The organism is Arthrobacter sp. TE12231 (genome assembly GCF_054062895.1).
This window is the reverse complement of record NZ_JBSSFS010000001.1, coordinates 759,939-772,159: the sequence shown is the minus strand read 5'-3', so window position 1 is coordinate 772,159 and position 12,221 is coordinate 759,939. Positions and strand designations below refer to the sequence as shown.

The following is a 12,221-nucleotide window of genomic DNA, read 5'->3' as shown; positions in this document are numbered from 1 at the left end:
CACGCCGAGCAGGACAAGGAAGAAAATCTCATATGCAAGTACGGACATGATGCCATCCTAACGCTTAGAAGATGAGTAGTTTGTCTATGAAGTAGGCCAAGGAACCGACCGCCGACACCGGGCCAAGCCCCATTCCCACGGCCGCCAGGATCGTCAAGCCCTCACCGCTGAGGATGACGAGGCGGCGAAAACTCACCAGCACCGCCCCCACGACGACGCCGGCCAGGGCGGCCGGCAGCACTGCGATATCGGAGAACACGAGGCCGGCCAGCGGCCCGGCGAGCCCGGCGCTGATGATGCCCAGCGGTGCCACGATCCGGTCAGGCCAGCGGATCAGCCCTGCCAGCAAGGCGACCGCAGCGCTGATGGCAGCCACGAGGAGCATCTCCCGGACCCCGTTGAAGCGCGAATCCGCAATCCAGCCGGCGCCCAGGCAGGACAAAAGGACACCCGCGCACGAGCCCAGCGTGGATTCGAGTCGCTGGGCCTGGCCGGTACCCCGGAGCAGCTGCATGACGAAGATGGCCATGACCCCCACCGCAATGAACGACGGCGTCCAGTCCAGGAAGCCGGGGGCCGGAAGGTATGTCGCGGCCACTGCCGCCCCGACACCGGGCAGGCCGATCAGGGCTGCGAGGGTTTTCTTGGCGGGGATGCCGAGAAAATAGGGCCAGCCGATGCCGATGCCAGCGGCGGTGACGGCAGCGACGGCGAGGAGGACCTCGGGCGAGGAGTAGGCGCCGGCAACTATGGCCGCGAGACCGGCCAGGCCGATGATCCCGACGCTCCACAGCTTCACTGGTCTACTCGCCCTCGGCAGACCCGCCATGGCTGTACCTTCGCTCACTGCGGACCCCAATTCGACTCGGCTCAATTTCCACGGGCCGCGGGCCCTAACGGTTCAATCCTGCCCTATATGAACGCTATGTGTCGCAAACGGACCGGCCGGAGGTGACGGGACCATGGCCGGAAAGGGGCCTTTAGGTATACTCATGATCAGCAACACAGACGCCCAATGATGCGCGGACACCCCTTGGAGGAACAATGTCGCACATCCTGCTATTGACGAACAGCACCGGAACATCCGTGGACGTCCTGCCTGCTCTGGAACTATTGAACCACCGGGTGCATATCCTTCCTGCCGAGCCGACCGCCCCTGCTCGAGACCGACCCCTGTGACATCGTCCTGCTGGACGCCCGCAAAGACCTGGTCGGCGCGCGTTCCCTCACCCAGCTGCTCAAAGCAACCGGCCTCAGCGCCCCCCTGATGCTGATCCTCACCGAGGGCGGCATGGCCGCCGTCTCCTCGGCGTGGGCCGTGGACGACATCCTCCTCGAATCCGCCGGCCCGGCCGAGGTCGAAGCCCGGATCCGCCTCGGCGTCGCCCGCGCCGTCCCCGAGCAGGACGACGCCCCGACCGAAATCCGGGCCGCCGGCGTCGTAATTGACGAGGCCAGCTACACCGCTCGGGTCAACGGCGCCGCACTCAACCTGACCTTCAAGGAATTCGAACTCCTGAAATACCTGGCCCAGCACCCCGGCCGGGTTTTCACCCGCCAGCAGCTGCTGACCGAAGTCTGGGGCTACGACTACTACGGCGGCACCCGCACCGTGGACGTCCACGTCCGTCGGCTCCGGGCCAAACTCGGCGCCGACCACGAGAACCTGATCAGCACCGTCCGCAACGTCGGGTACCGCCTGACCCTGGTCCGGCAGCCCGAGGACGAGCTCACCGAGGCCTGAGCAGGCTTGACCGGGCCGGCACCCCGCAACCACAGGCGCACAATATAGGGGCGCTCAAACGCCGCCACAAAGACCGAAGGCCCCGGACGAATGAGTCCAGGGCCTTCGGTCTGTCAGTGGAGGACATACGGGTCGAACGTATCGAGGCCACCCCAGTGGTGGATCCCCCTCGCATCCGGCTCAACGCCGGACGAGATATCGACTATACGTTGCCGTGCGGAGTTCGACAAAATCGGCCGCCGGCGGCCCTGCGCCCGATAGCCTTGCACCATGAGCCCTGCGCACCCGGAAAACTGGCCTGTACTTACTGTCAAAGGAACCGTCGACGGCGGCCTGCTGCGGGACGTCGCGGCCCTTGTCGCCGCCGCGGAAGAGTCCGACGGCAATCCGCCACTCTCCGAACAGACCCTCGTAACGCTGCGCGCCGCCGACCCCGGCGAGCATTCGGTGCTGGCCCTGGCGCTGTACGCCGCGGACGACGAGTCCGACCCCGCGACGGCCCAGGACCTGGCCGGCGTCGCCGTCGTCATCGAAGAACCCGACGGAACCGGGGTCCTCGAGGTCGCGGTCCATCCCAGCTACCGCAACCAGGGCGTCGGCGACCGCCTGGTGGGGGAACTGAAGAACGTCCGCGGCTTCGCGGGCCTCAACGCCTGGTCGCACGGAAACCACGAGGCCGCCGCGGACCTGGCGGCCCGCTACGGCTACGGCGCCGTCCGCGAACTGTGGAAAATGCGGCTCATGACGGCGGCGGCGGAGCTGCCGGAGGCCGGGCTCCCGGACGGCGTCCGGCTCCGGGCCTTCGTGCCCGGCCGGGACGAGGACGCATGGCTGACCGCCAACAAGGCCGCTTTCGCCCATCACCCGGAGCAGGGCAACATGACGCGCGCCGATCTGGACGCCCGCATGGCCGAGCCGTGGTTTGATCCGGCAGGCTTCCTCTTGGCCGTAGACCCGGCGGACCGGATCCTCGGGTTTCACTGGACCAAGGTGCACCCCCGCCACGGGGACCACCCGGCGATCGGGGAGGTCTATGTGGTGGGCGTGACCCCGGAGGCCCAGGGTTCCGGACTGGGCAAGGCCCTCACTGTTGCCGGCATCAAGCACCTGCAGGGCCTCGGGCTCCGCGCCGTCATGCTCTACGTCGACGCTGACAACGCCCCCGCCGTGGCGCTCTACCGCCGGCTCGGCTTCACCCGCTGGGATGTGGACGTCATGTACGCGCCGCTCCCGCAGCAGTAATCCCGCAACCCTTATCAGCCCCCGCGGACCGGCGTTAGTCACGTCGGAGGGCAACCGGGCCGGCCGGGCCGAAATCTGGGGCCATCGGGCCGTTATTGCTTGTAAGGTTGAACCTACATCGCGCCAGCATTGAGGAGACACCATGCCACGGGAAACTGCCCGGACATCCACGTCTGAACCCGCTACGCCGGAAAAGGGGGCGCGCCCGGTACGTGCCCGCTTTGGCTCCTCCGAAGTGCCGGCCTCGCGCGCCACCCAGGACCGGATCGACATTCCGGAGTTCGCGCCGAACCTGGAACCGGAAGGCGAAATCAGCCCGGACCGGTTCCTGGACCGGGAGCTGAGCTGGCTTGCGTTCAACGCCCGGGTCCTGGAACTGGCCGAGGACCCCAATCTGTACCTTCTGGAGCGGGTCAGCTTCCTGTCCATCTTCGCCTCCAACCTCGACGAGTTCTTCATGGTCCGGGTGGCCGGGCTGAAGCGGCGGATCGCCACGGGACTCGCCGTCCCCTCCCCCGCCGGGCTGAGCCCCATGCAGGTCCTGGAGCAGATCGGCGACGCGGCCCACCGGCTGCAGCAGCGCCACGCCCGGGTCTACGCCGAACAGATCAGGCCCGCTCTGGCCTACGAGCACATCCACCTCATGCACTGGGAGGAACTCGACTCCCAGGCCAAGGACCAGCTCAGCGCCATGTTCGCGGAAAAGGTATTCCCGATCCTGACCCCGCTGGCCGTGGATCCGGCCCACCCCTTCCCCTACATTTCCGGGCTGTCCCTGAACCTGGCCGTGGTGGTCCGCAACCCGGTCAGCGACAAGGAGCTCTTCGCACGTGTCAAGGTGCCTGACCAGCTGCCGCGCCTGATCTCCATCGACGGTCCCCGTGCCGGCTCCGTCCCGGGACGCGTGGCACGGTTCATCGCCCTCGAAGAGGTCATTGCCGTGCACCTGGACCAGCTGTTCGCCGGCATGGAGGTCCTGGAGCACCACACCTTCCGCGTGACCCGCAACGAGGACGTCGAGGTTGAAGAGGACGACGCCGAAAACCTCCTGCAGGCACTGGAGAAGGAACTCCTGCGCCGCCGGTTCGGCCCTCCCGTCCGGCTCGAGGTCACCAACGACATCAACCCGAACATCCGCGCCCTGCTGATCCGGGAGCTCGGCGTCGAGGAATCCGAGGTCTACTCCGTCCCGGCACCGCTGGACCTGCGCGGCCTCTCGGTCATTGCCGGGATCGACCGGGCGGACCTGCATTACCCGAAGCACGTCCCGCACACCTCGCGGCACCTCAACGAATCGGAGACGTCCAAGGCGGCCAACGTCTTTGCCGCCATGCGGCGCCGGGACATCCTCCTGCACCACCCGTATGACTCTTTCTCCACGTCCGTCCAGGCGTTCCTGGAACAGGCGGCCGCGGACCCGAAGGTCCAGGCCATCAAGCAGACCCTCTACCGCACGTCCGGGGACTCGCCGATTGTCGACGCCCTGATCGACGCCGCCGAATCCGGCAAGCAGGTCCTTGCCCTCGTGGAGATCAAGGCCCGCTTCGACGAACAGGCCAACATCTCCTGGGCCCGGAAACTCGAGCAGGCCGGCGTCCACGTGGTGTACGGCATCGTGGGCCTGAAGACCCACTGCAAGCTCTCGCTTGTGGTCCGCCAGGAAGTGGACGGCCTGCGCCGCTACTGCCACATCGGCACGGGCAACTACCACCCGCGCACAGCCCGGTACTACGAGGACCTGGGCCTGCTGACGTCCAACGAGCAGGTGGGCGAAGACCTCTCGAAGCTGTTCAACCAGCTTTCCGGCTACGCGCCGAAGTCCACATTCAAACGGCTGCTCGTGGCGCCGCGCTCAGTCCGGTCCGGTCTGATCGACAGGATCGAAACCGAGATCAGGAACGCCAAGGCCGGCATCGCCGCCCGGGTCCAGATCAAGGTCAATTCGATGGTGGACGAGGCCATCATCGATTCGCTCTACCGCGCGTCCCAGGCCGGGGTGCCGGTGGACGTCATCGTCCGCGGCATCTGCTCCCTGCGTCCCGGCGTTCCGGGCCTGAGCGAGAACATCACGGTCCGCTCCGTGCTGGGCCGTTTCCTGGAGCACTCGCGCGTCTTCGCCTTCGCCAACGCCGGCGACCCCGTGGTGTACATCGGCTCGGCCGACATGATGCACCGCAACCTGGACCGCCGGGTGGAGGCCCTCGTGCAGCTCACTAGCGGCGACGACACGAGCTATGTCCTGGACCTGCTCAAGCGCTACATGGATCCGGAAACCGCCAGCTGGCACTTGGACAAGCAGGGCGACTGGACCCGACACCACCTCGCGGAAGACGGCCGGAACCTCGAGGATGTCCAGTCCTGGCTGCTTGCTTCCCGCTCGCGTCAACGTTCGACCAGCCTGCGGTAGGGGCCGTGAGTGTGAGCAGCGATGCACTGGTTGCGGACCAGACGGACCAGCCCGGCGAGGCGGTTGCCGTCACGGCGGCCGGCGCCATTCCGTGGCGCCTCAATTCGGTCAACAAGGACCAGCTTGAGGTCCTGCTGATTCACCGCCCGCGGTATGACGACTGGTCCTGGCCAAAGGGAAAGATCGACCCCGGCGAGACCATCCCGGAATGCGCCGTCCGCGAGGTCTGGGAAGAAATCGGGCTCGTTGCGCCTCTCGGGATCCCGCTTCCGCCCATCCACTACCACGTGCCCGCCGGGCTGAAGGTGGTGCACTACTGGGCGGTCGACGTCAACGGCGCTGCGCTGGTGCCGGACGGCAAGGAAGTGGACAGCATCATGTGGTGTTCACCCGAAAAGGCGGCCCGGCTGCTGAGCAACCCCAGCGATGTCGAGCCGCTCGAGCATCTGGCTTCGGCCCATGCCCGCGGCGAACTCAAGACCTGGCCCCTGCTGGTGGTCCGCCACGCGAAGGCCAAGCCGCGCTCCTCCTGGAGCAAGGCCGAGGGTGATCGCCCGCTGGCCGCGACCGGCATGCGGCAAGCGCAAGCGGTGGGCCGGCTCCTGCAGGCCTGGAAGCCGGCGCGGATCGTCTCCAGCCCGTGGCTCCGGTGCGTGGCCACTATCGCGCCCTACGCGAAGGCGGCCGACGCCAAGGTGAAGCTCAACGAGGCTCTCACCGAGCACCGGCACGGCCGCAGCCCGCACAAGACGGCCGCCGCCGTCGAGGCGCTGTTCGACAAGCAGCGGGCCGTGGCCCTGTGCACGCACCGCCCGGCGCTGCCGACCGTCTTGAAACAACTCGAAAAACACATGAACTCCCGCCTTCGGGACGAACTGCCGTCCTCGGACCCGTACCTGGCCCCGGGCGAGATGATCGTCTGCCACGTGGCCCACGGCAACAAGAACAAGGTGGTTGCCGTGGAGCGGTTCAGGCCCTTCGACGACTGACGTCCCGCAACACGTGGCGCCCTGCTGCCCGGTACCTTCACACTGCGAAGCCTTGGACCGGACCTCTAGACTGGAACCGTGAGCATTCCTACGCCCTATGAAGACCTGCTGCGTGACGTCCTCGAGCACGGCACGCACAAATCGGACCGTACCGGAACCGGCACCCTCAGCGTGTTTGGTCGCCAACTCCGCTTTGACCTGAGCAAGAGCTTCCCGCTCATCACCACCAAACGGGTGCACTTCAAGTCCGTGGCCGTGGAGTTGCTGTGGTTCTTGCGCGGCGACACGAACGTCAAATGGATGCAGGACCAGGGCGTGACCATCTGGGACGAATGGGCCGACGCCGACGGCGAGCTCGGCCCCGTTTACGGGGTCCAGTGGCGCTCCTGGCCCACGCCCGACGGCGGCCACATCGACCAGATCGCCGAACTCGTCGAGAACCTCAAGTCCAACCCGGACTCGCGCCGGCACATCGTCTCGGCGTGGAACGTGGCCGAGCTCAAGGACATGGCTCTGCCGCCCTGCCATGCGTTCTTCCAGTTCTACGTGGCCGACGGCAAACTCTCCTGCCAGCTGTACCAGCGCTCGGCGGACACCTTCCTGGGCGTACCTTTCAACATCGCGTCCTACGCGCTGCTGACCTGCATGCTGGCCCAGCAGACCGGCCTGGAACCGGGCGAATTCGTCTGGACCGGCGGAGACGTGCACATCTACGACAACCACATGGACCAGGTCCTCAAGCAGCTCGCCCGCGAGCCCTACGACTACCCGCAGCTGAAGATCACCCGCAAGCCTGACTCCATCTTCGACTACACCCTCGAGGACTTCGAGGTGATCGGATACCAGCACCACCCGACGATTAAGGCCCCGATAGCCGTATGAGCACAGAAAAGACCCCGGGCGTGCGGCCCGGCGATTTCACCGAGCAACTCCGAGCCTCCACCACCGGCCTGGGGCTGGTCTGGGCCCAGACCAGCACCGGCGTCATCGGCAAAAGCGGCACCATGCCGTGGCACCTGCCCGAGGACCTCAAGCACTTCAGCAGCCTCACCGCCGGCCACCCGGTCATCATGGGCCGCAAGACCTGGGAGTCGTTCCCGGAGAAGTTCCGCCCGCTGCCCGGCCGGACAAACATCGTCATCACCCGCCAGGAAGCCTGGGGCGGAACGCCCGCGGCGGCCGGTGCCGTCGCCGTCAGGTCCCTCGACGATGCTCTCCTGGAATCGCAGTTCGCCCCCGGCAATGAGATGGTCTGGATCATCGGCGGCGGAAGCATCTACGCGCAGGCGCTGGACCTTGCCGACGTCGCGGTTGTGACCACGATCGACACCACAGCGGAAGGGGACACCTTCGCGCCCGAACTCGGCTACGAATGGGCCGCCTCGGCCAGCCTTCCCGCCAACGGCTGGCTGACGTCCGCCAGCGGCACCCGCTACAGGGTCACGCTATGGCGCCGGACGGAGGCCAAATAGTGCTGAGGAAGCCCGAGACACTCTTTGTCCTGGGGTACATGCTCCTGCCCCTGCTGGCGCTGCTCTCGGCGATCGTGGGACTGACCATGATCCTGGGCGGCAACAAGATCCCCGGTGCCATCGTGCTGGTGGTGGTGACCCAGGTCTTCGCGTTCGGGGCGGTCTTTGCGCTGCGCCGACGCAAAGCGGCACTGCTGGAAGAGCCGCACGGCGACTAGCGCCGGCCGCCTCCCGGCCCGGCGTCGTCCGCGCCCGCGTGACGTAACCGACTGCGTCCTGCGGCCGGTGAAGTCTAAACTGGGCCCATGACTACAGCAGCTACCCCGTCCGTCGGCCTGGTCGGTTGGCGTGGCATGGTCGGTTCCGTCCTGATGCAGCGCATGCAGGACGAGGGCGACTTCGCCAATATCAACCCGGTCTTCTTCTCCACCTCGAACGCGGGCGGTGCCGCCCCGGCCATTGCCGGTGCTGCCGCGGGCGCGGCCGGCAAGCTGGAGGACGCGTTCGACGTCGAGACGCTGGCGAAGCTGCCCATTATTGTCACCGCACAGGGCGGCGACTACACCAAGCAGGTCCACGGCGAGCTGCGCAGCCGCGGCTGGGACGGCCTCTGGATCGACGCCGCGTCCACCCTGCGCATGAATGATGACTCCATCATCGTGCTGGACCCCATCAACCGGGATGTCATCGACGCCGGCCTGTCCGGCGGTGTGAAGGACTACATCGGCGGCAACTGCACCGTGTCCTGCATGCTCATGGGCCTCGGCGGGCTGTTCAAGAACGGCCTCGTCGAGTGGGGCACCTCCATGACGTATCAGGCCGCCTCCGGCGGCGGCGCACGCCACATGCGTGAACTGCTGAACCAGTTCGGCACCCTCAACGCGGAGGTCAGCAGCGAACTGAGCGACCCGGCGTCGGCCATCCTGGAAATCGACCGGAAGGTCCTGGCGCACCAGCGCACCGACATCGACGCCACGCAGTTCGGCGTCCCGCTGGCTGGCTCCCTCATCCCCTGGATCGACGCGGATCTCGGCAACGGCCAGTCCAAGGAGGAGTGGAAGGCCGGGGTGGAGACCAACAAAATCCTCGGCACCTCGGCCGAAGACCACGTCATCATGGACGGGCTGTGCATCCGGATCGGCGCCATGCGCTCCCACTCCCAGGCCCTGACCCTGAAGCTGCGCGAAGACCTCTCGGTCGCCGAGATCGAGAAGCTCCTGGACGCGGACAACGAGTGGGCCCACGTGGTGCCGAACACCAAGGAAGCCTCGATGGCCGATCTCACCCCCGTGGCGGCGTCCGGCACCCTGAACATTCCGGTGGGACGCATCCGGAAAATGGAGATGGGCCCGCAGTACATCAGTGCGTTCACGGTCGGTGACCAGCTGTTGTGGGGCGCCGCCGAGCCGCTGCGCCGCATGCTCCGCATCGCCACCGGAACCCTCTAGGGCTCGTCAGGAACCCGTTCCGGCACCAAGATATCTGCGGTACTTCGCGGCCTGCAGCTCAAAGGATTTTTGGGCGGCAGGCCGCAGCCCGTTAACGGCATCGAAGGGCTCGGCCACGACGGCGCCGCCCCGGCGCCCCGCCGGTCCCGCCCAGGTGCCGATCACCCCGCCGCCCGCCACAATGGTCTTCTTGAACACGCCGTTGCCGCCCGGGACGATTCTGTCCGCATGCTCGGCCGGCAGCACGAGGGACCGGTCCGCGTAGCCGAGCAGGAATTCGTCGAACCCCGGCAGGGCCAGCACGGTGCGCTGCCCGGGGACGCCGTCGTCGAGCAGCGATGCCGTTTCGGGCGAGAGCCAGTAGCTGGTCCCCTCGTGCCGCAGCTCCACGAGCTGGTCCTTCACCTGTGCCAAGGCGGCCCGGGTTTCCGTCAGCGGAAGACCGGACCACCAGGCAAAATCACGTTCCGTGGCGGGGCCGTGGCTGCGGAAGTAACGCAGCAGCCATTCGGCGATACCTTCTGACCGGTCCAGGGTCCGCGACCCGGTGATCCAGTCGTCGAAAGCCACGATCAGCTGCTGGTTGCCGGCCAGCGGACCCTGCACCAGCAATCCCCGCTGGCACAGGGCGCCGAGCAGATGAATGCCGCGCTGGCCGGCCGTGGACTGTCCCGCCCGTTCCAAGGCCTGGAACAGCTCCGTCCGGCTGGCGGCTGCTCCTCCGGAGACCAGCTGCAGCGCGGTGTCCGCGGCGGCGTCTAGGTCCGCGGCGCTGATCTCCAGCTCCCGGTGGCGCCCGGCCAGGCCGCGGATCAGCCGGCCGGAGGTAATGGCCAGCATCCACTTCAGGTCCTCGGGAGCCAGCACGTGCAAAGTGCCGCGCATCGGCCAGGAGCGGACTATCTCCCCCCGGTCCAGGGCGGCGCGGACATCGTCAACGCGCGACCCCGGCACCCGCTGGCCGACAGCCCAGAGACCGGACGGCAGGTCCTGCGCCTGCATGGCCGTCATTCGGCGGGCGGCGTCCGGGACGCTCTGAAACCCTGGCCCCAGCAGACCCTGCGCAGCCAGCCGCAGCCTGCCGATGATGCCGGGGCTAAGCCGGGTGCCTGTCGCTGCTGTCACGTGTCAATGGTAGGCCGGGCAATGCCTGGACGGCTTCGTTCGCTGCCCGGTTTGCCGGGCATTCTGCCGGGTTGCTTGCCCGGGTTGTTGCCCGCTTGCTCCCAGCCGCCGTACAGCGGACCTCATTACCCTTGATGCATGACCATGAGTGACGTGTGGCCGCAACTGCGGCCCCTGTGCCGGAAGCTGGCCCTGCTGGGCTGGGCCTCCAGCGCCGCCGGCATGGCTGCCGGACTCGCCGTCGCAATTGCCAGCGGGACGCGGCTTTCGCCCATGATGAGCACCCTGCAACTGGTGGCCGGGTTGTGCATGGCTGTTTCCGTGGCCAGCTTCGTCACGGCCGCGGCCCTGCAGCCGCGCGCCCGGGTCCGGGAAGGCGCGAAGCCCGGAAGCGTGGCCCCGCGCGGCCGGGACCTTCAGCTCGACTACGCCGGGGAGTTTCCGGCCACCGTCCAGGCCTTCCTGCTCGGCTCGCTGGCCCTCCTCGCCGGCGCCGTGGCATTTGCGTGCGCCGGACTCGTGCTGCAAAGCGGTCCCAGCGTCCAGTCCGTGGCCTTCTGCCAGGTCTTCCTGCTCGGGGCCGCTGCCTCCGGCTTCACCTTCATGCTCTTCAGCAAGGTGACCCCCCGCCATATGGACCGCTAGCCCGGCTTTTCCTGAAGGGCCATTCCTACAGGGGCGACGCCGATCAGCAGCGGTTCCGGGTGAAGGCAGGCTTCAAGGAGCACGCCAACCGCCCGTTCCATGGATTCGGCTTCGAATGTCATGGCCGGGTCGTGAAGTCCTGGCTGGACGTTCGCTCCGACGGCGAGCATGGATGCCTGAATTTCGGGGTTTCGCAGTGTGTAGAAATGGAAGTCGTCCGATCCCGATGTGACAATACGTGGCCGCAAGTGGTCGTCGCCCAGTTCCGTGGCCACTGCCGCTGCGAGGGCGGCTTCGGCGCGGGGTCCGATCATGGCCGCGGGTACGGCATCCCGGAAGTTGAGGTCGATCACTGTCCCTGTTGACGCAGCTACCCGTGCACAGACCGATTCGAGTCCTGCGCGGAGGGCGGACATGACTTCATTGGTTTGGGCGCGCAGGTCCACTCCGAAGCGTCCGCTGCCCGGTATGACGTTGAGGTTGTCCCCACCGGCGTGGAGCATGGTCATCTTGGCCGAACTGGGAACTTGCGGGTCAACCCGTATGCGACCCAACCCCTCGGAGATTTCGAGCGCGACCTCAACGGCGTTCGCCCCGAGGTGTGGACGCGCCCCGTGATGGTCAGACCCCGTGATGGTTCCCGCCGCAAACAGGCATGATCCGTGCGAAATGGATGGCGCGAAATATGGAGCCGGGAGTTCTTCTTCCGGACGTAAGTGCACGCCGAAGAGATAACTAAGCCCATCGCTGACACCCAAAGCAGCCACGTGTTCGGCACCGTTGCCCAATTCCTCGGCCGGCTGGAAGATCGCCCGCACGGAGCCTTCCAGCAGGTCCCCGAGTTCTCCCAGTTCCAGCATCACGGTGGCGACTATTGCCATGTTGGCGTCGTGACCGCAGGAGTGGACCGCCGTCGGTCCCCCTGCCGTGTCTTGTACAAGGGCGTCCATTTCTGCCCGCAGTCCAATCACCGGAGGACCCGTCCCCACGTCGGCCGTGAAACCCGGGAGGGAGTCGAACCTGCGAACCTCAAGGCCCGCCTGCTCCAGAAGTCCCGCGAGATACTCTGCAGTGGCGAATTCCTGCATGCTGGGTTCAGGATGGTTGTGCAGGTGAGTCCAAATCTCCGCCAGCCGGCGGCGCCTCATG

11 protein-coding genes and 1 pseudogene are annotated in these 12,221 nt (G+C 67.0%); 9 read left to right on the top strand and 3 right to left on the bottom strand.

What is annotated here, in order from left to right; genetic code table 11:
* Positions 1–64 precede the first annotated feature (64 nt).
* On the bottom strand, positions 65–799 hold the full coding sequence (locus ACVWYS_RS03520) for a permease (RefSeq protein ID WP_202615728.1): 735 nt from the start codon (positions 797–799) through the stop codon (positions 65–67).
* Positions 800–1,044: 245 nt separating this feature from the next.
* On the opposite strand from ACVWYS_RS03520, the pseudogene ACVWYS_RS03515 reads away from it, so the two are divergent.
* From ACVWYS_RS03515 to asd, 8 genes and pseudogenes are all read left to right on the top strand, one after another.
* Positions 1,045–1,744: pseudogene (locus ACVWYS_RS03515) on the top strand (winged helix-turn-helix transcriptional regulator).
* A gap of 270 nt (positions 1,745–2,014) precedes the next feature.
* Positions 2,015–2,986, top strand: a complete 972-nt coding sequence (gene mshD, locus ACVWYS_RS03510) for a mycothiol synthase (RefSeq protein ID WP_456508434.1) — start codon at positions 2,015–2,017, stop codon at positions 2,984–2,986.
* A 142-nt stretch (positions 2,987–3,128) separates the two neighbouring features.
* On the top strand, positions 3,129–5,393 hold the full coding sequence (locus ACVWYS_RS03505) for an RNA degradosome polyphosphate kinase (protein WP_116765124.1): 2,265 nt from the start codon (positions 3,129–3,131) through the stop codon (positions 5,391–5,393).
* Positions 5,394–5,404: 11 nt separating this feature from the next.
* A complete protein-coding gene (locus ACVWYS_RS03500; protein WP_456508433.1) occupies positions 5,405–6,382 on the top strand; it encodes an NUDIX hydrolase in 978 nt (325 codons plus the stop codon).
* Positions 6,383–6,460: 78 nt separating this feature from the next.
* On the top strand, positions 6,461–7,264 hold the full coding sequence (locus ACVWYS_RS03495) for a thymidylate synthase (protein ID WP_116765126.1): 804 nt from the start codon (positions 6,461–6,463) through the stop codon (positions 7,262–7,264).
* A complete protein-coding gene (locus tag ACVWYS_RS03490; RefSeq protein ID WP_456508432.1) occupies positions 7,261–7,854 on the top strand; it encodes a dihydrofolate reductase in 594 nt (197 codons plus the stop codon). The genes ACVWYS_RS03495 and ACVWYS_RS03490 overlap by 4 nt, the downstream gene beginning before the upstream one ends.
* Complete coding sequence (locus ACVWYS_RS03485; protein WP_116765128.1) at positions 7,854–8,072, top strand: NF038396 family protein; 219 nt, start codon at positions 7,854–7,856, stop codon at positions 8,070–8,072. Before ACVWYS_RS03490 ends, ACVWYS_RS03485 begins: the two co-directional genes overlap by 1 nt.
* A gap of 87 nt (positions 8,073–8,159) precedes the next feature.
* Positions 8,160–9,302 (top strand): aspartate-semialdehyde dehydrogenase, encoded by a 1,143-nt coding sequence (gene asd, locus ACVWYS_RS03480; RefSeq protein ID WP_091251914.1) that lies wholly within the window; start codon positions 8,160–8,162, stop codon positions 9,300–9,302.
* Between the two features lie 6 nt (positions 9,303–9,308).
* Here the strand turns inward: asd and ACVWYS_RS03475 are convergent, their stop codons facing one another.
* Complete coding sequence (locus tag ACVWYS_RS03475; RefSeq protein ID WP_456508431.1) at positions 9,309–10,427, bottom strand: winged helix DNA-binding domain-containing protein; 1,119 nt, start codon at positions 10,425–10,427, stop codon at positions 9,309–9,311.
* A gap of 138 nt (positions 10,428–10,565) precedes the next feature.
* On the opposite strand from ACVWYS_RS03475, the gene ACVWYS_RS03470 reads away from it, so the two are divergent.
* Positions 10,566–11,072, top strand: coding sequence for a hypothetical protein (locus tag ACVWYS_RS03470; protein WP_237563233.1), 507 nt, complete (start codon positions 10,566–10,568; stop codon positions 11,070–11,072).
* Here the strand turns inward: ACVWYS_RS03470 and ACVWYS_RS03465 are convergent.
* Positions 11,069–12,220, bottom strand: a complete 1,152-nt coding sequence (locus ACVWYS_RS03465) for an amidohydrolase (protein ID WP_456510273.1) — start codon at positions 12,218–12,220, stop codon at positions 11,069–11,071. The two genes, ACVWYS_RS03470 and ACVWYS_RS03465, sit on opposite strands and share 4 nt — an antisense overlap.
* Position 12,221: the final 1 nt, after the last annotated feature.

Excerpts from the sequence above, each read along its gene's own strand:
- asd (WP_091251914.1), top strand. The coding sequence starts at position 8,160 with ATGACTACAGCAGCTACCCCGTCCGTCGGCCTGGTCGGTTGGCGTGGC.
- ACVWYS_RS03505 (WP_116765124.1), top strand. The coding sequence starts at position 3,129 with ATGCCACGGGAAACTGCCCGGACATCCACGTCTGAACCCGCTACGCCG.
- mshD (WP_456508434.1), top strand. The coding sequence starts at position 2,015 with ATGAGCCCTGCGCACCCGGAAAACTGGCCTGTACTTACTGTCAAAGGA.
- ACVWYS_RS03470 (WP_237563233.1), top strand. The coding sequence starts at position 10,566 with ATGACCATGAGTGACGTGTGGCCGCAACTGCGGCCCCTGTGCCGGAAG.
- ACVWYS_RS03490 (WP_456508432.1), top strand. The coding sequence starts at position 7,261 with ATGAGCACAGAAAAGACCCCGGGCGTGCGGCCCGGCGATTTCACCGAG.
- ACVWYS_RS03465 (WP_456510273.1), bottom strand. The coding sequence starts at position 12,220 with ATGAGGCGCCGCCGGCTGGCGGAGATTTGGACTCACCTGCACAACCAT.